General features: G+C 69.2%; 16 protein-coding genes and 1 tRNA gene. 5 read left to right on the forward strand and 12 right to left on the reverse strand.

The annotated features are described in order from the left end of the window. Positions 1-65 precede the first annotated feature (65 nt). From ACWGO6_RS03230 to ACWGO6_RS03245, 4 genes are all read right to left on the reverse strand, one after another. Positions 66-1190 carry a 5-(carboxyamino)imidazole ribonucleotide synthase gene (locus ACWGO6_RS03230; RefSeq protein ID WP_452325826.1) on the reverse strand — a complete coding sequence of 375 codons (1125 nt, stop codon included), beginning with the start codon at positions 1188-1190 and terminating at the stop codon, positions 66-68. A gap of 103 nt (positions 1191-1293) precedes the next feature. Continuing rightward, on the reverse strand, positions 1294-1812 hold the full coding sequence (locus ACWGO6_RS03235; protein ID WP_452326103.1) for a PH domain-containing protein: 519 nt from the start codon (positions 1810-1812) through the stop codon (positions 1294-1296). 86 nt (positions 1813-1898) lie between these two features. Further along, positions 1899-2675, reverse strand: a complete 777-nt coding sequence (locus ACWGO6_RS03240) for a biotin--[acetyl-CoA-carboxylase] ligase (protein ID WP_452325827.1) — start codon at positions 2673-2675, stop codon at positions 1899-1901. Next, entirely contained in the window at positions 2672-3955 is a 1284-nt protein-coding gene (locus tag ACWGO6_RS03245; RefSeq protein WP_452325828.1) for a CDP-glycerol glycerophosphotransferase family protein, read from the reverse strand. Before ACWGO6_RS03245 ends, ACWGO6_RS03240 begins: the two co-directional genes overlap by 4 nt. Before the next feature lie 169 nt (positions 3956-4124). On the opposite strand from ACWGO6_RS03245, the gene ACWGO6_RS03250 reads away from it, so the two are divergent. Continuing rightward, complete coding sequence (locus ACWGO6_RS03250; protein WP_452326104.1) at positions 4125-5150, forward strand: glycosyltransferase family 2 protein; 1026 nt, start codon at positions 4125-4127, stop codon at positions 5148-5150. A 27-nt stretch (positions 5151-5177) separates the two neighbouring features. On the opposite strand, the gene ACWGO6_RS03255 is transcribed toward ACWGO6_RS03250, so the two are convergent. Genes ACWGO6_RS03255 through ACWGO6_RS03265 form a run of 3 tightly spaced genes read right to left on the reverse strand, consistent with a single transcriptional unit; the run spans position 5178 to position 9492 of the window. Further along, on the reverse strand, positions 5178-6614 hold the full coding sequence (locus ACWGO6_RS03255; protein ID WP_452325829.1) for a CDP-glycerol glycerophosphotransferase family protein: 1437 nt from the start codon (positions 6612-6614) through the stop codon (positions 5178-5180). Next, positions 6611-7864, reverse strand: coding sequence for a CDP-glycerol glycerophosphotransferase family protein (locus ACWGO6_RS03260; protein WP_452325830.1), 1254 nt, complete (start codon positions 7862-7864; stop codon positions 6611-6613). Before ACWGO6_RS03260 ends, ACWGO6_RS03255 begins: the two co-directional genes overlap by 4 nt. Before the next feature lie 47 nt (positions 7865-7911). After that, entirely contained in the window at positions 7912-9492 is a 1581-nt protein-coding gene (locus ACWGO6_RS03265) for a S1C family serine protease (protein ID WP_452325831.1), read from the reverse strand. Positions 9493-9588: 96 nt separating this feature from the next. Here ACWGO6_RS03265 and ACWGO6_RS03270 point away from each other — a divergent pair, with 96 nt between their 5' ends. Then, a complete protein-coding gene (locus ACWGO6_RS03270) occupies positions 9589-10791 on the forward strand; it encodes an aminotransferase class I/II-fold pyridoxal phosphate-dependent enzyme (protein WP_452325832.1) in 1203 nt (400 codons plus the stop codon). A gap of 28 nt (positions 10792-10819) precedes the next feature. Here the strand turns inward: ACWGO6_RS03270 and ACWGO6_RS03275 are convergent, their stop codons facing one another. Then, a complete protein-coding gene (locus ACWGO6_RS03275; protein ID WP_452325833.1) occupies positions 10820-11629 on the reverse strand; it encodes a carbon-nitrogen hydrolase family protein in 810 nt (269 codons plus the stop codon). Positions 11630-11723: 94 nt separating this feature from the next. Here ACWGO6_RS03275 and ACWGO6_RS03280 point away from each other — a divergent pair. After that, positions 11724-11797: transfer RNA gene (locus ACWGO6_RS03280), tRNA-Met, on the forward strand. Between the two features lie 180 nt (positions 11798-11977). Continuing rightward, entirely contained in the window at positions 11978-12571 is a 594-nt protein-coding gene (locus tag ACWGO6_RS03285) for a GNAT family N-acetyltransferase (protein WP_452325834.1), read from the forward strand. A gap of 114 nt (positions 12572-12685) precedes the next feature. Here ACWGO6_RS03285 and ACWGO6_RS03290 read toward each other — a convergent pair whose 3' ends face one another. Together ACWGO6_RS03290 and ACWGO6_RS03295 are read right to left on the reverse strand one after the other, a co-directional pair. After that, positions 12686-15595 (reverse strand): UPF0182 family membrane protein, encoded by a 2910-nt coding sequence (locus ACWGO6_RS03290; RefSeq protein WP_452325835.1) that lies wholly within the window; start codon positions 15593-15595, stop codon positions 12686-12688. A gap of 75 nt (positions 15596-15670) precedes the next feature. Then, positions 15671-16762, reverse strand: a complete 1092-nt coding sequence (locus ACWGO6_RS03295; protein WP_136043597.1) for a YlbL family protein — start codon at positions 16760-16762, stop codon at positions 15671-15673. A 117-nt stretch (positions 16763-16879) separates the two neighbouring features. On the opposite strand from ACWGO6_RS03295, the gene ACWGO6_RS03300 reads away from it, so the two are divergent. Continuing rightward, entirely contained in the window at positions 16880-18322 is a 1443-nt protein-coding gene (locus tag ACWGO6_RS03300; protein WP_452325836.1) for a zinc-dependent metalloprotease, read from the forward strand. Positions 18323-19154: 832 nt separating this feature from the next. Here the strand turns inward: ACWGO6_RS03300 and ACWGO6_RS03305 are convergent. Next, positions 19155-20876, reverse strand: coding sequence for an ATP-dependent helicase (locus ACWGO6_RS03305; RefSeq protein ID WP_376104591.1), 1722 nt, complete (start codon positions 20874-20876; stop codon positions 19155-19157). Then, complete coding sequence (nudC, locus tag ACWGO6_RS03310) at positions 20873-21754, reverse strand: NAD(+) diphosphatase (RefSeq protein WP_452325837.1); 882 nt, start codon at positions 21752-21754, stop codon at positions 20873-20875. The genes ACWGO6_RS03305 and nudC overlap by 4 nt, the downstream gene beginning before the upstream one ends. Between the last annotated feature and the right edge of the window lie 48 nt (positions 21755-21802).

A 21802-nucleotide genomic window follows, 5' to 3' on the forward strand; every position in this document is an offset into this window, starting at 1 on the left:
ACCCCGAACGCCGCGCCTCTTCGTGCGCATGTCTCCGGTGTGATGGCGCCGACAGCGGGCACTGCTCAATCGAAGTGCGCGGCAGCCGCCCGCGCCACGTACACGGCATCGTCGAGGTCATCGTCGACGACGTTCACATGACCGACCTTCCGGCCGGGTCGCGGAGCCTTGCCGTAGGTGTGGATCTTCGCCTGCGGGTGCTCGGCCATGGCCGCGGCGAAGCGCTCATCGAGCGTGCCCTCCACGGGACCGCCGAGGATGTTCACCATGACGGACCAGGCAGAGCGGGGCGCGGTGCTTCCCAGCGGAAGATCGGCGACCGCCCGCAGATGCTGCTCGAACTGTCCGGTAACGGCGCCGTCCTGGCTCCAGTGCCCGCTGTTGTGCGGTCGCATCGCGAGTTCGTTGACGAGGATTCGCTCGTCGTCGGTCTCGAACAGCTCCACGGCGAGCATGCCCGTGACGCCGAGTCCCTCCGCGATCGTGCGGCCGATCTCCTCGGCGACCTCCACGAGGCGGTCGGCGGCGGCGGGGGCAGGGGCGATGACTTCGGCGCACACTCCATCGCGCTGCACCGTCTCCACCACGGGGTACGCGACGATCTGCCCGCTCGGGCGACGGGCCACCTGCTGCGCGAGTTCGCGCACGAAGGGCACGAGCTCTTCGACGAGGAGCGCGTCATCTCCGGCCAGCGCATCGAGCCAGTCCCGCGCCTCGGAGGCTGCACGCACGACCCGCACGCCCTTCCCGTCGTATCCCCCGCGCGGTGTCTTCACGACGCCCGCGCCGGCATGCGCATCGAGGAAGTCCTGCAGCTCGGCGGTGCTCCGCACGGGAGCCCAGTCCGGCTGCGGCACGCCGAGTTCGGCGAGACGTGCGCGCATGACGAGCTTGTCCTGGGCGAACTGCAGGGCGTCAGGCCCCGGGTGGACGACGACGCCGTCGGCGACGAGTGCCCGCAGGACCTCCTGTGGCACGTGCTCGTGGTCGAAGGTGACGACATCGACATCCGCGGCGAAAGCGCGCACCGTGTCGAGATCGCGGTAGTCACCGATCGCGGTCGCCGCGAGCGCGGCGGACATGCCTTCGTCTTCTGCGAGCACTCGCAGGTCGAGACCGAGCTCCACCGCGGGCGCGATCATCATCCGGGCCAGCTGTCCTCCGCCGATCACACCAACACGCAACGCCATGTGCCGTCTCCATTCGTCTGTCCCATTCTCGCGCACCGGGACAGCCGGATTCGACACTCTCCGGGTCAGCGGACGCTGCTCCCGCACGCAGTGTGCGACGAAATCACGACGCGGACTGTTCGTCTCCGCCGGCCTGTGCGTCGCGATGCGCCAGGATCTGCCCGACCTCGATCTGGTCGGCGAGCGTCTCGTGCACGAGCGTCACGTTCGGGACGTTCGCGAGTCGGAGCGGTGCATCGACGCCGTTCGAGAGAGTGATGTTCCCCGAACCCCACAGCCGCTGCAGCGGACCACGGCGAACCGCGATCGTGTAGCCGCGCGCGTGCGACATCTCGCGACGCCCGCGAGCGCCGATGCCGTGGTGGGCGATGACGCGCCTGGTGGTGACCGTGGTGCTCCGTGAATACCAGACCACGAACGGGATGACGACCGCGAGGAGCACCACGACGGCCGCCGCTGCGAGCAGCATCCAATCCTCGAGACCGGCGGGCAGGTTGCCATAGAAGTACGCTGTCGCGCCGAAAGTCGCGATGAGGACCAGAGCCGACCAGAACAGCCGACGCGCGTGACCCCGGAAGCGCGCGATCAGCAACTCCTCCGAGGGTGTACCGGGCGGCGGCATCAGGGGCCGCCCGCCGAGCGTCACAGGCTGGGTCACCCCACCATTGTGCCTGTGATCTGCGACATCGTCGTCTGGGCGACGGCGTGTCAGTATCCCGCGGGGCGGACGTGCACGACGTCGCCCGCCGAGATCGTCTGCTGTTCACCGTCGACGGCCACCAGCAGGCGCCCCTCCGGATCGAGCGCTGTGGCCACGCCCTCCAGCATCCGACCAGCCGGCAGAGACACGCGGACCGACTGTCCGATCGTCGCGCATCGGTCGGTCACCGCCGCGTGCAGCCCGCTGCTGCCCGCGTCACTCGTCGAGACGAGCCTCGAGAGCAGACGATCCAGCGCGGAGAGATAGTCGGCCAGGAGGCGGTCCTCGTCGACGTCGGCGTCGAGCACCGCGAACGAGGTGGCCGTCGGCACCGGAAGCTGCTCGGTCGTCATCGCCGTGTTCACGCCGGCGCCGACGACCACGGTGTCCGCGGTCGCCTCAGCGAGGATGCCGCAGATCTTGCGCCCGTCGACCAGCACGTCGTTCGGCCATTTCATCCTGACGTCGTGCTCGGGCAATTGCGACGCGACCGCTTCGGTCATCGCCGCACCTGCGGCGAGCGGAACCCAGCCTCGGGCTGCCGGATCGACCGGCAACGTGCGCAGAAGCACGGAGACGGCCAAGGCGCTGCCCGCCGGGGCGACCCAGCTGCGGTCGAGACGGCCGCGACCTGCGGTCTGGTCGCGCGTCACGATCGTCGACAGATGCGGCCACCCGACAGCGTCCCCCGCGTGCGCACGAAGATCAGCGTTCGTCGACCCGGTGCGTGCCAGCGCCTCCAGGCGAGGGACCGTGGTCTGCGCCAGCGGGAATTCCACCGTCATGCCTCCTCGTCGTCGACTTCCTCGTCGTCGTCGTCCTCGTCCTCGCGGATCGCCCCCACCTCGTGGGCCTGCCAGCGCTCCCACTCCTGCATGAGTCCGTCGACCGCAGCGTGGAACTTCTCGGTGGCCACGCCCGGCGTCGTGTCACCGAAGTAGTGCTGCACCCACATCCGCAGACGAGCGATGGCTGCCTCATCGGCTCGCACCCGTTCGACCTCTGCGACGATGTCGTCCGCGGCCTCGGCCGTCAGCCATTCGCAATCAGCCAGGTACCCCTGCGTGTCGATGGAGGCACGCTCATCCGTCGGTCGGGTGATCATCAGCGGCTTCCCCGCCGCGAGCCGGTCGTAGACCATCGCGGAGATGTCGACGACGGCGACGTCGGCCGCCGTCAGCTGCCAGCCGAGTTCCGGCGCGTGGTCGTACACGTGCTGGGCGGTCGGGTCGGCGGCGTTCGCGGCGTTGATCGCCGCGATGATGCGCCGGTGGGCGGCGCCGTACGCCTCGTCGACGACTCCGCTGCGCGGATGCGGACGGTAGATCACCCGATGTGCACCGGTCGCCAGCAGCCGTGTCACGAGCGCCTCGCCGTGGGTCGCGATCGAACCGTAGTGGGCACTGGGCCGATCCCCCTCCCACGTGGGCGCGTAGAGCACGACGGTCCGCTCATCCGGCACGAAGGGCAGCGTTCCCGAGTAGTGATCCGCCTGGGGCCGGCCGATCTCGATGGTGCGGCGATCCACGTCGTAGTCCCACAGCGTGCGCGACAGCCGGTCGCGGGCAGCCTGACCGGCCACGAAGGCGTAGTCGTACGCCTTGTACTGATTCGTGGTCATGTACATCTTGTCGGACTCGCCGTGGTTGATGAACACGTGCCACCGCCGGCCGTAGCGGAACATCTGGAAGTTGCGGGTGTTCTGATTCACGTACAGCACCACGCGGATGTCCTGCGTCGCGATGAACCGTTCCAGGTCGCGGACCTTCGGCACGAATGCGACCGGAGGGGAATCCTCGTCCAGCAGCCTCTCTGTACCGGTCGCCTGTCGCGAGAGCACGACGACGGGCCACCGCTTCGAGAGCTCGGCGAGCGGGCGGTACCACTGGCGCATCTGGTACATGTTCACGGCGCCGTCGGCGAAATACACCGCCACCTGGAAGTGCTCGGTCGGCAGCGGTTCGCGTTCGGAGAGCCGTCGCCGCACGCGCTGCACGGCCGTGCGGGATGCGAGCGCCCGCTTCAGCAGTCGGTACGCCTTCTTCGCATCAGACAGTGCACCCATCCCTCCAGAATAGTTCGTCGAGGCGGCATCATCCGGCGCCTGCGGCCGGATCCGGCGCCGGAAGGCCGATAGTCCGCGTCCTGCTCAGGATCACCGAGAGCCACCGTGACATGATCGTCATGTGCCAGCCGACGAAACCGCCGCTCCCCCATCCGGGGTGTCCTTCGTGATGCCGGTGCTCAACGAGCGGGCGTACCTCGAGCACGCGGTCGAATCCGTCCTCGCTCAGGACGTCGATGTCCCCACCGAGCTCGTCCTCGCACTGGGGCCGTCCAACGACGGCACGACGGAGCTCGCTCGGCGGCTGGCGGAGAACGACGAGCGCATCCGACTGGTCGACAACCCTGCAGCGCACATCCCCGTCGGGCTCAATGCGGCGATCCGCGCGAGCCGCTACTCGACGATCGTGCGCGTCGACGCGCACTCGGAGCTCTCCCCCGGTTATGCCGCCCGGGCGCTCCGAACGCTCGAGCGCACCGATTCGGCCAACGTCGGCGGCGTCATGCATGCCGAGGGGCGCACGCCGTTCCAGAAGGCCGTCGCCCGCCTGTACAACTCGCCGGTCGGCCTGGGCGGTGGCGCCTATCACGGAAGCTCCCAGGAGGGTGAGGCCGAGTCCGCCTATCTGGGCGTGATGCGCCGCGCAGTGCTGGACGAGGTCGGACATTTCGACGAGTCGATCCGGCGAGGCGAGGACTGGGAGCTCAACCTGCGCATCCGCCAGGCGGGGCACCGCGTCTGGTTCGACCCCGAACTCGCCGTGACCTACTGGCCCCGCGAGAGCTGGATTCGGCTGGCGCGTCAGTTCCGCGCGACCGGCGCCTGGCGCGGTGAGCTCGTCCGGCGATTCGGTCGCCGCAACGGCATCCGCTACTTCGCACCGCCTGCGCTCGTGGTCCTGGTCCTGCTCGCCCTCGTGGTGGGGATCCTCCAACTCACCGGAGTGCTCGGCGGCGCAGTCTCACTGATCGTCTCGATCATCCTGTACGGACCCCTCGCGCTGTATGTGCTCCTGGTCCTGGGAGTCGCTCTGGCACCGGGAGGCGGCGGTGTGCGCCAACGGCTGTGGACCATGCTCGTCCTGCCGACGATGCACCTCTCCTGGGGTATCGGGTTCATCGGCGGTGTCCTCCGAGGGGCTCGCGACACCGTCGACGCGTCTCGCCTCGGCACCCGCAACACCCCGCTCCCCTGAACCGATCCGGCGGCGCGGGCAGCGACGTCAGAGCGTGACGAAGCCGAGATCGAGGATGCGGTCGACCACGCGCTGAGCAGCATGGCCGTCTTCTCGGGAGTTGAACTGCCGGCGCCATGCCTCATAGCGCTCGGCGTAGGCAGCCTCGTGGCCCCGGTCGTCGAGGGCGGCGGCGAGCTCCTCCTGCGTGCGCACCAGGGGCCCCGGGGCGCGTTCGGCGAGATCGAAGTAGAAGCCGCGCAACTGGCCGCGGTAGTGGTCGAGGTCGGGCACCAGGAAGTACATCGGCTTGCCCGTGACGCTGAAATCGAACATGACGGAGGAGTAGTCCGTGATCAGCGCGTCGGCGGCGAGCAGCAGCCGCGCGGTCTCCGGATACCCCGTCACATCGATGACACGCGCGCCGTCGCGGTCGCGACCCTGCTCCAGCGTGCGGGAGTGACCGCGCACGAGCACCACGGCGTTGGCCTGACGCGCCAACAGCTCGGGGTCGACGAAGTCGACCATCTCCGCGCGGTCGTCGCGCCACGTCGGGGCGTACAGGAGCACCCGCTCCTCTTCCCCGATGCCCAGAGAGCGACGGATCGCGGCCGCGTCTCCGGTGATCAGCGTGTCATTCCGGGGGTAGCCCTCCACCCAGATCGGCCGCCCGAAGAAGGCGTAGGCCTTCCGCAGGATGCGCTCGGAGTAGGTGTTCTGCGCCAGGAGCACGTCCCAACGGCGGGATTCCTTCACCACGGCGGCCATGCGACGCGGATCGAAACCGGGACGGTGCAGCGCGAGCCTCTTCAACGGGGTGCCGTGCCACGTCTGCAGCACTTTCTGCCCCGGCTTGCGGGCGAACCGACGCCGTAGCCAGTCGTTCACGACGAGCAGACGCGATGCTCCTCGTGCGTGCCACCACTGGGGACTCCCCTCGACGACGGCGATCGCGCCTTCGGGAACCTCGACCGAGAGGTCGACGACGCTCCAATAGCGACGCACCTGCGGAGCACGCGCCGCCAGCTCACGGTCGATCGCACGAGGATTGCAGCCGACCGTGCGGCCGTAGAAGCTCTCGAAGAAGACCGCGTTCTCGGTGCCACCGCTCTGAGCGACGTAGCGCTCCTCGAGCGTCGACCTCCCCTCCGCCGTCTCGTACACCGGCTCGATCGGCGCGGCGATGCGGACGGTGGCGCCGTCGACGGCGATGCGCACACCGGTCAGGACGACAGGATCGATCCTCGCCTCCTGCAGGTCGGCATCCGGGATCCGCAGCTCGTACGTTCCGGTCGGCAGCGGAAGCGACGGACCACCCCAGCGCGACGCCTGCAGCGGGAAGGTGGCCTTCCACGTCTTGCCACCGCCGCTGATGCGGCCCTCGACCCGTGCGCGCGGTCCGACCAGCGCAGCATCCGCCGGTCGCGCTCCGGTCCCTGCGACGACCAGCGCCTCTGCCGCGTCGTCGATTCGGGCCGTTGTCATGCTGCTCCCTTCGGCGCGGGAATCCCCCGTGCGCGGATCACGTCATAGACGCGTTCGGTGTTGCGTCCGTCCCGATACGCGTGCATCCCCGCGCTGAGCGTAGCGGACCGCTCGGACGCCGCGTCGTACACGCGGCGGTCGGAGAGCAGATGCTCCAGCTGCACGAGCAGCCCTGCCCAATCAGCGGCCGCATCGGGGCCCGCGACCTCGTCGTACCGGCCGTAGAAGCCGCGAGTGCGCGCGTACTGCTGCGCATCCGGTGCCAGGAAGAGCACCGGCATCGACAGGAGCCCGACATCGTATGCAAGGGAGGAGTAGTCGGTGATGAGCACGTCCACCGCCGCGAGCACCGGGGTGACGTCGGCGATGACGGACGAGCCCAGCGCGCGGACCCGCCTGCTCGGCAGCGGAGGCGCGTAGCCGCCTTCCCCCAGCGGGTGCGAGCGCACCAGGAGGACCGCATCCTGTGCTTCGAGGAGGCGGATGATCTGGATCCACTCCGTCGCAGTCGGAACCGCGGGGTCGGGAGCCCCGTCCCGCCAGGTCGGGGCGTAAAGGATCGTGCGTGCTGACTCCGGGAGGTCACCCACGGCCTCCCGGAGAAGCTCCGACGCAGCACTGCGACGCTCTCCCTGCGAACCTGCGGAGAGGACATCGACGCGCGGCTCGCCGGTCACCACGACCCGCTCGTCGCCGAGACCGAACGCAGACTCCAGCCTTCCCCGCGCGCGATGGGAGGCGGCGGGCAGCACCCGGATCCGCTGCGCGGCGGAGCGGTAGAGCACCGCGATCGCACGACGCAGCAGCGGTGCACCGGGGACGTTCGGCACCTCGGTCGTCGCCGGCGAGTCCAGTCCGATCCGCTTGAGCGGGATGCCGTGCCAGAGCTGGACGACGAATGCGCCGCCGTTCGCGTAGCGGTTGACGTCGCCCAGGCCGTGAGTGACCACCAGGGCGCCGGCTCTGGCGGTCGCCCACCAGCCGCGCAGACCGCTCTTGCGCACGAATCGGATGCCGCGGGCGGCGGCCTCTCGGTCCTCCCGTGCGGAGGACGTGAGCCAGAGCGTGTCGTGTCCTGCAGCCGCGGCATGCTGTCGCAACGCGAGCGCCCCGTCGCCGATCCCCGCACCGCAGCCGAACACCCAGCGTCGCCCTCGCGGGACGAGGAGCGTACCGATGCGTCCGACGGCATACAGCGGGATCCGGAGCAGTTTGGCCGCGTTGCCGGTGCCGAAAGAGAAGGACGCCACCCCGCGAGCCTATCGCGGGGTGGCGTCCTTCTCTGTGACGCGCGGGGTCAGCCGGCCAGTTCGCCGAGCGTCACCTCGACGTCGTAGTCCTTGCCGTTGCGGACGTATGTGACCTTGGCCTCGCTACCGGCCGCCGCCGCGCGCACCTGCGCGGTGAGGTCGGTGGCGCTGGTGATCGGCACTCCGTTGAAGGAGGTGACGATGTCGCCCTTCTCGATACCTGCGGCGGCAGCAGCCCCGCCCTCGTTGGCCTTGGCGATGTAGGCGCCGGCGACGGTCGCGCCCTCGATGCTCGATGCATCCTGGACGGAGGCGTTCAGCAGACCGTGCGTGGCCGCGCCGTCGGCGATGATCTCCTCGGAGACGCGCTTGGCGATGTTCGAGGGAATGGCGAAGCCGATTCCGATCGATCCGGACTCCTCGGAGTTGCCCGAGCTCGCGATCGCCACGTTGATGCCGATCAACTCGCCCTTGCTGTTCACGAGGGCGCCGCCCGAGTTGCCGTGGTTGATCGCGGCATCCGTCTGGATGACGGCGATGGAGATCGATTCCGAGGTCTGCTGCTGGCCGCTGCCGGGGATGTCGAACTGGAACGGCCCCTGGCCCTGACCCTCCTCGGGAGACTGCTCCTGCGGAGCGTCTTCGCTGGAGGAATCCGGCAGCGCGGAGGAGGCGATCTGGATGCTCCGGTTGAGCGCGCTCACGATGCCGGTGGTCACCGAGTTCGCCAGGCCCAGCGGGGCGCCGAGCGCAACGGTCGTGTCCCCGACGTTGAGCTTCGACGAGTCGGCGAAGTCGATGGGCGTGAGCCCTTCCGCGTCCTTCAGCTTGATCACGGCGAGATCGTAGATCGGATCGGTGCCGACGATTGTGGCCTCGTAGATCTTTCCGTCGGACGCCGTCACGCGGATGGTGGGATCGGCCGCGGCGCCGCCGAGGGTCACCACGTGCGTGTTGGTGAGCACGTAGCCGTCGTCGCTGATGATCACGCCGGAGCCGCTGCCGGCCTCCTGCGAGCCGGCGACCTCGATCGTGACGACGGACGGCAGGGCGGAGGTCGCGACCGCGGTGGTCTCGTTGACCGAGCCGGGGTTGTTGACCGTCACGGTCTGCGGCCCGGTCGCCGTACCGGATGACGGGGTGTCCTGGAGTCCGTTCAACAGCGCACCGCCGCCGAATCCGGCGACGCCGCCGACGAGCGCGGCCGCGACGATGAGGGCCGCGAACTTCGTGCCGCCTCGTGTCTTCTGCTCCTTGGCCTTGACGCCGGCACCCGCGAGCGGCTCAGAGCCGAGCGGCTGGGTCGGCTGTGCGTGCGGCGCCGCCGACGGGATGCCGAAAGCGGCGCCCGAAGCGGTGCCGACGGCCGGCGCGGCGAATGCATGCGGCACCGGCGCGACCTGCGGTGCGGGCGGCACGTGCGACGTGAACGTCGACGGCACCTCATGGCCCTGCACCGGCGCAGCGGACGTCGGCGCGGCGGGCGCGACTGGCCCGGCGGATGCCGACTCGGTCTTGTCAGCGGCGGCAGCCGTCGCCGGCTGAGCGGCGACCTCTGCGGCCTCGGTGGACGGCACGGCGTCGTTCGACGCGGATGCCGAGTGGTCCTGGGGTTCGTTCTCGTTCATGGTGTGCTCCTTCAACGACCACTTCAGAATGACGCCTGTGTCTGTGTGTTCCTTATGTCGAAGATGAGTTTCCGCTATGGCCTTAGCCTGTTCTTCATGAGTGTCATTCCCGGCGCATGGCGGCGCACGGCGGCCGGTGCAGGCCTGCTCGCCGCAGACGGAACCGTCGCGCCCACCATCTTCGCAGAGATGTCCGCAGCAGCAGCCCGCACCGGGGCGATCAATCTCGGACAGGGCTTCCCCGACGAGGACGGACCGTCGGAGGTGCTCGAGGCCGCCCGCAGCGCGATCGCGCACGGCGCCAATCAGTATCCGCCGGGGCGCGGCATCCCGGACCTGCTCGACGCCATCAGCGAGCACCAGCGGCGCTTCTACGGCCTCGAGGTGGACCCGGCCAGCGAAGTGATCGTGACGGCCGGCGCCACCGAGGCTCTGACGGCGACACTGCTCGCGCTGATCGACGGCCCCGACGACGAAGTGGTCGTCTTCGAGCCGTACTACGACTCGTACGCCGCGGCGGTGGCACTGGCGGGCGCCCGACTGCGCACGGTCCCCCTTCGCGCTCCCGACTTCCAGCCCGACCTCGATCAGCTCGCAGCGAGCGTGACCGACCGCACCCGCATCATCCTGGTCAACGATCCGCACAATCCGACCGGCGCGGTCTTCGGACGCGACGTGCTCGAGGAGGTCGTCCGGCTGGCCGCACGACACGATGCCGTCATCGTCACCGACGAGGTGTACGAGCACCTCGCCTTCCATGCTCCCCATACGCCGATCGCCGCGCTCCCCGGAGCAGCCGAGCGCACGCTCACGATCTCCTCGGCGGGCAAGACCTTCTCCGCGACGGGATGGAAGATCGGCTGGGTGCACGGACCAGCCGCCCTCATCACGGCTGTCCTCACCGTGAAGCAGTACCTCACCTACGTGAACGGTTCCGCCTTCCAACCCGCTGTCGCCGTCGGCCTGCGGCTGCCCGATTCGTACTTCACCGATGCCGCGGCGACGCTCGCGCACAAGCACGAGATCCTCGGCGACGGACTGCGCACGGCCGGGTTCACGGTGTTCGCCCCGCAGGGTGGCTACTTCACGGTCGCGGATGCGACCGCGCTCGGAGGCACGGATGCCGCCGCGTTCTGCCGCGAGCTGCCGGAACGCGCCGGGGTCGTGGCGATCCCCCTGAGCGCGTTCGTTTCCGAGGCCCGTCGGAACGAGTACTCGGGCCTGGTGCGCTTCGCCGCGTGCAAGCGCGTCGATGTGCTCGAAGAGGCGGCATCGCGCCTGGCGCGGTTCCCCGCCTGACCGGCTCGGCCCGCACCGGATCCCGTCCTCAGCGCGGTACGACCGCGTATCTGCGCGCACGCAGCGAGGGGTTGCTCCGTCGCACCCGCTCGATCGCCGCGGCCTCCACGACCGCGACCGCCATGCCGGGGGCTGTCCCGACCCCTGCAAGGACCACACCCTGCGGATCGACGATCTGCGAGTGGCCGACGCCGATCGGCGTGGGGTGATCGGCCGCGACCACGTAAACGGTGTTCTCGATCGCACGCGCGGCGAGCAGCGTCGTCCAGTGGTGCTCCTTGAGCGGACCCCTCACCCATTCGGCGGGGACGACGAGGGCGTCGGCGTGCGCATCGACGAGCGAGCGGGCGACCTCGGGGAACCTCAGGTCGTAGCAGGTCATGAGCCCGAACCGGAGCCCCCCGAGCTCGAACGTCGACGCCTCCCCCACTTCTCCGGGCTCGATCCAGTCGGACTCGGTCTGCCCGAATGCGTCGTAGAGATGCTGTTTGCGATAGACGGCGAGGATGCCGTCGCCCCGCACCGCCACCACCGTGTTCCGCACGCGATGCCCGTCGGAGGCGCGCTCGACGAGGCCGGCGACGATCACCACCGCACGGTCGGCGGCCAGCGCGGTCAGAGCTTCGACGAAGTCGCCGTCGAGGTCTTCTGCGTTCGCGGCCAGGGTGTCGTCCATCGGGTCGACGAAGTAGCTCGAGTACTCGGGGAAGACGATCAGCTTCGCGCCCCGCGCGGCGGCATCGGCGGTCAGCTCCGCGATCTGCGCGAGGTTGTCGGCACGGGACGCCGTCGGCGCGAACTGGCACACGGCGACGGCGATGGCAGGGGTTTCAGGCATATCCCCATCCTCGCGCATCGACACGCCCGGGGCGTCGCGCAGGGCGGCCCCGATTGGCTCGACCCTGGGATCCGTGATAGGTTACTTCTTGTGCCGCGGGGTGGAGCAGTTCGGTAGCTCGCCGGGCTCATAACCCGGAGGTCGCAGGTTCAAATCCTGTCCCCGCAACAAATGAAAGGCCCTCTGACTCGGAGAAATCCAGGTCAGAGGGCCTTTCGCTTTGCCAGAGACAAATCATGCCTTTGGCGAGAAAGGGGTCTCGCCGGTGGCTGACCCGTCGGAGGAGAGCGCCGCGACGGCGCCGATCCCGATGTAGCGCGAAGGGCAGGCAGGCAAGATAATGTTTGGGTGCCGGACCAGATACTGACCGAACGCCTGCTGATGCGCCGCTGGCGGGCATCGGACCGCCACCCATTCGCCGAGATGAACGGCGATGGCGAGGTCATGGAGTTCTTCCCCGGAGTGCTCGCCCGGACCGACAGTGACGCCCTGGCGGCCCGCGCCGACGCCCAGCTCGCGGAGCGGGGCTGGGGCCTGTGGGCCCTTGAGGTCGCGGACGGTGAGGATCGCGGTCGCTTCGCTGGATTCACCGGCCTCGGCGTCCCCTCTTGGGACGCAGCCTTCACCCCCTGCGTGGAGATCGGTTGGCGCCTGGCCCGATGGGCCTGGGGGCGTGGATACGCGTCCGAAGCCGCGCGAGCCGCTCTTGAGGTCGCCTTCAGCGAACTCGGCCTGGACGAAGTCGTCTCGTTCACAGCGGTACCCAACGAACGGTCTCAGGCCGTCATGCGTCGCATCGGTATGACCCGCGATCTCCACGGCGACTTCGACCACCCCTCGATTCCCCTCGGCCACCCGTTGGGCCGGAGCGTGCTGTACCGTCTGCGAGCAGAGGACTGGCGACCCGGCCGCGTGAGCCCGCTCCAGGGGATCTCCACGTGAGAGGCGTCCCGCTCGGCCCGGACGTATCCGACGAAGGAACGGGACAGATCGAGCGCGAGCAGAATGGGCGCCCCCGAGGGGGCGCCCATTCTGTTCACCGTAGCGAAGGGGTGGTCACTCCCCCGCTGCGGACTCCAACTGCAGTAGCCTCTCGACGGCCGCGGTGAGTCGTTCGTCGGCCTCGGCGAACTTGGCGAGGTCACCGGCCTTCAGTGCCGCTTCACGGTCGATCAGGGCCTCCTGCGCGGAGGCCAGGGCCTCGGCCTCGGCGTTCGTCGGCTGCGTGGGCTCTGTCGGCGTCTCTCCGGTCTCCGGATCCTCAGTTCCGGGTTCGGTGGGTTCGACCTCGTCGTCACCACCGGTCGCACCGGAGTCGCCTCCGAAGAGGGTGTCCAACGCCTCGGTAAGAGTGTTCTCGAACGCGACACGGTCACCGAAGGCGACCAGTACCTTCTGCAGACGCGGCAGCTGCGTGCCCTCGGACGACTGCACGTACACGGGCTGCACGTACAGCAGACCGCCACCGACGGGCAGCGTCAGCAGGTTGCCGTAGATCACCTCGGACTCACCCTGCTGCAGCAGGTTGAGCTGCGGCACGACAGCCGTATCCGAGTTGTAGGTGTTCTGCACCTGGCCGGGTCCGGGCACCGTCGTATCGGTGTCGATCTCGAGCATGCGCAGCTGGCCGTAGCCCTCTGCCTTCTTGCCCTTCTCTGAGCCGGCATCCGAATCCACCGCGAGGTAGCCCATCAGCACGTCACGGCTTCCGCCTGCACCCTGCGAGTTCGGGATGAACGTCGAGAACATCGAGAACCGTGGCGAATCCTGGCCGGGCATCTGCATGGTCAGGTAGTACGGCGGCTGCAGCATCGACTCACTGCGCGGGTCGTTCGGCGTCTGCCAGCGGTTGTCCTGCTGAGCGAAGGAGCCTGCCTTGTCGACGTGGTAGACGCCGAGCACATCGCGCTGCACCTTGAACAGGTCGGTCGGGTAGCGCACGTGGCTCATGAGCTCGCCCGACATGTCGCTGATCGGCTTCAGGGTCGACGGGTAGATCTTCTGCCAGGTCTTGAGCACCGGGTCTTCGTCGTCCCACGCGTACAGCGTCACGGAACCGTCGTAGGCGTCGACCGTGGCCTTGACCGAGTTGCGGATGTAGTTGATGTCATCGATGGCGATTGTCGGCGACGGGACGTTGGAATCCGCGATCGCGTCGGACAGGCTGACGCTCGTCGAGTACGGGTAGGTCGAGCTGGTCGTGTAACCGTCGACGATCCACACGATCCGACCGTCCACCACGCTCGGGTACGGGTCGCTGTCGAGCTCGAGGTACGGAGCGACCTTCTGCACGCGCGTCTTGGGATCGCGGTCGTACAGGATCTGCGAGTCCTCGTTCACCAGGTTGGAGAACAGGATCTGCTCCGACTGGAACTTCAGCGCGTAGAGCAGCTTCGTGAACGTGTCGCCGATCTTCGGACCGCCGCTGCCCTCGAACGTGGTCTTCGTCTCGCTCGAGCCGTCCTTGCCACGCGGGTAGTCGATCTCCGCCGGCTCGGCGCCCCCGGGAGCACCCACGATCGAGTACTCGGGCGAGTTCTCACCGAAGTAGACCCGCGGCTCGAAGTTCTCGCGGTCGGAGAGGAACCCGGAAGTGGGGATGCCGCGCTCGAGGAACACGGGCTCGCCGTCGGTGGTGCGCTGGTTGCCCGCGGCGGCCACGAGGCCGTAGCCGTGGGTGTAGACCGCGACGCGGTTGTTCCAGTTGTCTCCGTCGCCGAGGCCCGACATGTCGAGGTCGCGCACGGACACCACGGTGTCCTGCATCTTCCCGTCGATCTCGTACCGGTCGACGTCCATCGTCTTCTGGAACTGGTAGTACCCGCGGTACTGCTCGAGCTGGCGGACCGTCGGCGGGATGACCTTCGGGTCCATGATGCGAGTGGACGCCGTGGTCTCCGCGTCGGCGCGCAGCTGGCCGGCCTCGGCATCGGTCTTCGCGGCGAACGGCGTCGTCTCGAGGTTCGCGACCCCGTACGCCTCCTTCGTGCCGTCGATGTTCCGCTGGTAGTACTCGGCCTGGTAGGCGTTCTGGTTGGGCTTCACCTGGAAGGTGGTGACCACCCAGGGGTAGCCGACGCCCACGACCAGTGCGGCGACGATCAGCAGCGCCGTGGCTGCGAGCGGGAAGCGCCAGCGACCGATGACCGCGGTGACGAAGAAGAGGATCGCCACGACGGCGGCGATGATCGCGAGGATCGCGAGACCCGGGATCGTCGCGTTCACACCCGTGTACGCGGCACCGGTGATGCGGTCGTCGGGCTCGACGAGGGTCTTGTACTGGTCGAGCCACAGGCTGGCCGCCTGCACGAGCAGGTACAGACCCGCGATGACCGCGAGCTGGATGCGCGCGGGCTTGGAGATGCGGAGCTCACCCTGGCCGATGCGTACCGAGCCGTAGAGGTACGACACGAGGGCCGTGACCAGCAGCGCCAGCAGGAGGACGGCCGACACGAACGCGAGCAGGATCGAGTAGAACGGCATCGCGAACATGTAGAAGCCGGTGTCGATGCCGAACTGCGGGTCGACACTCGAGGTGGCGACGCCGTTGGCCCAGAGCCACACGGTCTTCCACTGCCCCGCGGCGGCGAATCCGGCGAACAGGCCGAAGAAGATCGGCATTCCCCACATCGCGAGGCGGCGCAGGGGCTCGATGACCTCCTGGTACCGATCCAGCTGCGAGCTGAGCCGCACGTATACCGGGCGCAGCCGGTACGCGAGCTGGATGGCGACGAACAGCGGGACGGCCATCCCGAGGAAACCGACGACGAACATCACCGCCGTGGCGATCCACTGCGTCGTGAGAACGCCGGTGAAGCCCACCTGGTCGAACCAGAGGAATTCGGTGTACAGGGAGGCGAACACGAAGAACACCGCGATCAGGGCGGCGATGATCACCAGGGAGATGCCGAGAATACGTCGGGACGTTCGAGGCGTGGCCGGATTCGGAGCTGAGGGTGAGGTCACCCTTCCATCCTAGGCATCGCTCACTGTGCGCAGGCTGTCATCCCGATCACGGCGAGGTCACGGCCGCTCCGCGGATCAGCGGGCGGCGGATTCGCAGGTGGGCAGCGAGGCGACGTCGCCGTCGTCGGCGATGACTTCGAGCGCGTCGAGCGACTCGTCGAGCGTTCCCGTGCGGATCACCTGCAGCCCGTCGGGGACATGCCCGACGACCTCGTCGCAGTTGGCCTCCGGGGCGAGGAAGTACTCGGCTCCGGCGTCACGCGCGCCGTACAGCTTCTGTCGTATCCCGCCGATCGGCCCGACCGTGCCGGCGGCGTCGATCGTGCCGGTGCCGGCCACGTTCTCCCCTCCGTTGAGCTCGCCCTCGGTGAGGGTGTCGATGATGCCGAGCGCGAACATCATCCCGGCGCTCGGGCCGCCGACGTTGTCGAGCTGGATCGTCACATCGATCTCGAAGTCGTAGTCGGTGCGGAGCGTGACGCCGATGAGCCAGGTCGTCACCCCGCCCTCGGTGTGCTCTTCGGGCGTCACTTCGACGGTCTGCTCCTCGCCGTCGCGGCGCACCGTCAGGGTCACCGGGTCGCCCGCGGCCTCCTGGATAGCGGCGCGAAGCTCGGTCGCCGACTCGACCGCCGTGCCGTCGATCGCCGTGATCACGTCATCGGCTTCCAATGCGCCGTCGGCCGGTGAGTCCGCGACCGCCTCCACGACCACGACTTCTGCGCCCGTGTCGTAGCCGAGTTCGTTCAGGGCGGCCGCCGTCGCCTCGTGCTGCGAGTCGACCATCAGCGTGGCGTTGCGCTCATCGCGCTGCTCGGTCGTGACGCCCTCAGGGAACACCGAGTCCAGCGGCACGACCGCGCGCGACGAGTCCATCCAGGCCAGTGCCAGCTCGAACCAGCTCGGGGTGCGCTCGCGGTTGCCGACGACCTGCACGGTGGTGAGGTCGAGCGTGCCCGCGGTCTCGAAGGTCTCAGCGCCTTCGACCTTGATCAGGGGAACCTCATCGCCGTCCTTGTCCGTCGCGGTGCCGAGGGTGTCGTAGACCGGACCCGGCCGCTGGATCACATACGGCGAAGGCAGGAAGGTCAGCACGACCAGGGCGACGAGTGCGACGATCAGCGCCCAGACTCCGAGTCCGAGCTTTCCAGACCGCGTTCGATCCACTGCATTCCTCCGTCGTTCGCGGGCGGCGTACACCGATCTGCCCGCATCGGGTTCGCGCGCAGAAACCTGTGACTAGCGTAGAGGCCACGGCTTCAGACCTGCTGAGAGGCGAGCGACATGGCAGACAACGACCCCACCCCCGAGGACTTCCAGGAGTTCCTGCGAAGGATGCTCGCGAATCAGGGCGGCGGTGACATCGACCCCGAGGCGCTTCGAGGCGCCTTCGAAGGCATGGACGGCTTCACCCTCGACCCCGCGATGATGCAGACGATCATGTCGCAGCTCCAGGGCGCCTTCGGCGGCGACCCGTGGGAGAACGCCCTGCGGCAGGCGCTGTTCATCGCCAACCGCGACGGCCAGGGCATCACCGACGGCTCCCGCACCTCGCTCGCTGATTCCTTCGCCCTCGCGAACCTGTGGCTCGGCGAGGCCACCACGATCTCCGAGCTCGCCGAGACGCCCACCGCGATGACCCGCGGGGAATGGGTCGAGAAGACGCTGCCGGTGTGGAAGGAGATCGCCGATCCGGTGTCGACCAGCATCGCCGACGCGCTCACCTCCGCGCTCGATACGCAGGTCCCCGAGGAGATGCGCGATGTCGTCCAAGGCGCGGGCAAGCTCATGCGCGGCCTCGGCGGCTCGGTGTTCGCCGCTCAATTCGGCCAGGTGCTCGGCAACCTGTCGCTCGAGGTGGTCTCCGGCGGCGACGTCGGGATCCCCGTGCTGCCCGCAGGCACAGCCGCCGTCATCCCGCAGAACCTCACGGCGTTCGGCGAGGGCCTCGAGATCCCGGAAGACCAGATCGCGCTCTATCTCGCCACCCGAGAGCTCGCTTACGCCCGGCTCTACCGGCACGCGAAGTGGCTGCACCTGCACGTGATGGCGCAGATCACGGACTTCGCCCGCGGTGTGACCGTCGACGTGGACGCGCTCGAAGACGTCGCGAGCCGGCTGGACCCCTCGAACCCTGAGGAGCTGCGTGCGGCCATCGAGGGAGGCGCGCTCCTACCCGTGCAGAGCGAAGCGCAGCGCGAGGCCCTGACCCGACTCGAGAACCTCATCGCGACGATCGACGGCTGGGTCGACGTGGTGACCGCACAGGCGACCTCGCGCCTCCCCGACGGCGCGCGGATCGCAGAGGCCGCCCGTCGACGCCGGGCGGTCGGCGGTCCCGCCGAGGACGCGCTCGGTGCGCTGGTCGGGCTCAAGCTGCGGCCGCGGCGAATGCGCGAAGCATCTGCGATGTGGCAGGCGGTGACCGATGCCGTGGGCATCAGCGCCCGCGACTCGCTCTGGGACTACCCCGACCTGATGCCGACGGCCGAGGACATCGACGATCCGAGCGCACTCGTCGCCCGCCTGCAGGCCGTGGAGCGCGGCGAACAGCCCGTCGCGGACGAGTTCGACGAGGCGCTCGCCCGGTTGCTCGACGGCGACGACTTCTCGGAAGAGACGCCGGCCGAGAGAGCCGACGGTGGGAGCGGGGCCGACGATGGGACCGAAGCCGACGGTGGGACCGCGGACGACGGTGGCGCCCCGGAAGGCGACCGCCCCGTCTGAGGATCCGCCGTCAGCCGGAGCGGGAGGAGGTCCACACCTCTCCTCCCCCGTCGGGGGCACGGCCGGCAGTTGTCCACGGATGCTTCGAGAGCACCCCGCAGACTCCGGCGTCCCTCCAGAATCGGAGAGATGCCCCTCACACCGCCGATCCTCACGCGCCTCGATCCGAGTACGCCCCTGCTGTGGCGGGACGAGCGCACACTGCAGCTCGGCGACGTCGACGGACTGCGCATCGAGGCGGATGCCGCGTGGGTGGAGCTCCTGCTCAGCCGCCTACGCACGGGTTTCCGCCGGGGATCGTTCGACGTGATCGCACACGCGGCCGGAGCACCGCGCGAGGCGGCCAGAGATCTGCTCGCGCGCCTGGAGCCGGTCCTCGTCGACGAGCCCACCACGCCCCGCCCGGCGTGGGTCGAGAGCATCGGCATCGACGACGGGCGCAGCGAATACCGCATCCGCGAGGCGCTCACCGATGAGGGCGTCTCCCTCGTCGATCCGGGCCGGCGACCGGGCGTGAGCGTCGTGCTCGTGCGAGGTGCGGCGGCGGCACTGCAGTTCGCACGCCACCTCCGCGAAGACACCCCGCATCTGCCCGTCTCCTTCGAGCCGGGCAGAGTGACCGTCGGGCCGCTGGTGATCCCCGGCGAAACCGCCTGCCTCGCGTGCCGAGATGCGCATGCAACCGCCCTCGACCCGGCGTGGCCGCTGCTGCACACGCAGATGATCGGGCGCGACCCCGGCCCGATCCGCGCCGCGCAGGTCGCCGAGGCCGGCCGGCTCGCCGCCGGGCTCCTCGCCGACGACGGCGGCGCTGCGGGTCGCGTCGTGCGTGTCAGCGCGGACGGTTCCCGCGTGTGGCGTTCGGTGACGTTTCACGAAGAATGCCGGTGCCGCGGCCCGTGGTCCCCATCTCAGCGAGGAATCGCGACGGAGCACGCTCGCCCCGTCCCGCCGATCGCGACCAGGACAGCGAGAGCGTTCGCGCGGCCCGCGTGACCCCCACGTAGGCCAGACGCCGCTCTTCATCGATCGACTCGAAGCTCGTCGCGTAGGAGATCGGGAGGGAGCCCTCGGCCCAGCCGGCGAGATGCACATGGGGCCATTCGAGGCCCTTCGCCGCATGAAGGGTCGAGAGAGTCACCGTGCGCATCGTGGGCTCATGCTGGTCCTTCGCTCGCGCCATCAGCGCGTCGCTGAAGCTGCGGAGGTTCGCGTCAGGCCCTGCCTCCTCGGCAAGCCGCAGGATGGCGCGTCGGGCCTCCCACCCGCCGCGTTGAGCCCCGCCGGCCGCGGGCGGCTCGTCGGTGAGTCCGAGCTCGCGCAGCACTCGCTGCACACCGGGAAGGAAGCCCTGCTCCGTGGGTGCGACCGCCGCCGCACGCAGGGCCAGGATCGCCTGTCGCACCTCCGGCATCGCGAAGAAGCGGGTCCCGCCCAGTACCGTCGTCGCGATGCCCTCCGCGGCGAGCGCCTGCTGCAGCATCGCGGACTGCGCGTGGGCACGGTAGAGCACGGCGATCTCCGAGGGCGACGCTCCCGCCGCGATCTGAGCGGAGATGGCGGCAGCGATGCCCGCGGCCTCTTCGCCCTCGGTGTCGTAGGCGGTGACGGTGGGGGCGTCGGCGGTGAACTGCTCGCGCGCCGGCACGAGCTCCAGCGCTCCGGGACGGCCCTGCATGAGCGCATTGGCGACCGTGAGGATCGGCGGCTGGGATCGGTAGTTGGTCTCGAGCCGTACGACGGTGGCATCGGGGTGACGGCGTTCGAACTCGAGCAGGAACCGCTGCTCCGCGCCGGCGAAGGAGTAGATGGTCTGGCTGGCGTCGCCGACGACGCAGATGTCGTGCCGGTCGCCGAGCCACAGCTCCAGGAGCCTGTTCTGCAGCGGCGAGACGTCTTGGAACTCGTCGACCGTGAAATGACGGTACTGCTCGTGGACGGATGCCGCGACCCGCGGCTCCGCCTCCAGCATGCCCGCGCATGCGAGCAGCACGTCTTCGAAGTCGAGCTGCCGACGGTCGTCCTTCAGTGCTTCGTAGCCGCGCATGAGCTCGACCAGTTGACCGGCGTCGACACCGCTGATCGGTCGCCCGAGCGCGGCGTACTGGTCGATCGACAGCATCGAGACCTTGCGCCACTCGATCTCGGATGCGATGTCGCGAAGGGTGGCCGTGCTCGGGCGGAGCCGGATCGCATCAGCGGCCTGACCGAGCATCCGCACCTTGTTGTCGATGATCGACGGTGCCGGCGAGCCGGCGAGCGTCGGCCAGAAGAAGTTGAGCTGCGCGAGCGCGGTCGCGTGGAAGGTTCGAGCAGCGACCCCATCGACCCCGAGCGCCCGCAGTCGCCCCCGCAGCTCCCCCGCCGCCTTGGCGGTGAAGGTGACCGCCATGACGCGCGAGGGCGAGTAGGCACCGGTGTCGACGCCGTGCGCGATGCGATGCGTGATGACACGTGTCTTCCCGGTACCGGCTCCGGCCAGCACGACGACGGGACCACGAAGGACGGATGCTGCAGCCCGCTGCCGCTCGTCGAGGGCATCGAGTGCGCTCACGCGTGCTCCTCGTACCAGTCGACGATCAGTGCGCGGGCGATCGACGCGTGCCCCGGAAGCCCGACCGGACCGTCCCCGGCGAGCGCGGATCCGATCTCCGCGCGGGTGAACCAGCGCACATCGACGATCTCCTCGCCGTCGGCGAGCGCTGCGGTCTCGTCGTCCACGACCGCGCGGAAACCCACCATGAGCGACCTCGGGAACGGCCAGGCCTGCGACGAGATGTAGCGCAGCGACGACAGGCGTACGCCGGACTCCTCCTCGATCTCGCGGTGGACCGTCGACTCCAGCGACTCTCCCGCCTCGGTGAAGCCGGCGAAGCACGAGTACATGCGGCCGCCCCAGTTCGCGTTGGCGCCGAGCAGCAGACGTTCCCCGTCACGGCTCTCGACAGCGACGATGACGGCCGGGTCGGTGCGCGGGAAGTGCTCGCGCCCGCACACCAGGCAGCGCCGCGACCACCCGGCGTTGCGCAGTTCGGTCCCCCCGCCGCACGTGGGACAGAACGGCGCATCGCGGAGCCACCCGGCCAGCGCGATGGCACCGGTGAGCAACTCCGATTCCTGACCGTCGATGCGGCCGCCGAGATCGCGCAGCCCGAGCCAGACCTCGTCGGGCGCGGTGTCGAGCGCATCGGTCTCGGGCGGGGCGGCGGCGAGGAGCAGCACGGTGCCGTCGGCGTCGCGTCCGAGGAGGGCCCAGGTCGCCTCGACCACGGCTGCCACGGGTACTCGCAGGAGCGCCGAATCGACGACTCTGACACGTCCTTCGCGGACGACGATCGCCCGGGTGGCCGGGTCGTCACGGAGGCGGCCGATGACGTCCGGCTCATCGCGGAGTTCGGCTGCACGGTCGAGGGACGGGCGCTGAATGGTCATCGACTCCCTCTTTCACGGGCGTGGCGGAGGCGGGACCGCCCCTGAGCC

Source organism: Microbacterium sp. NPDC055665 (assembly GCF_053618035.1).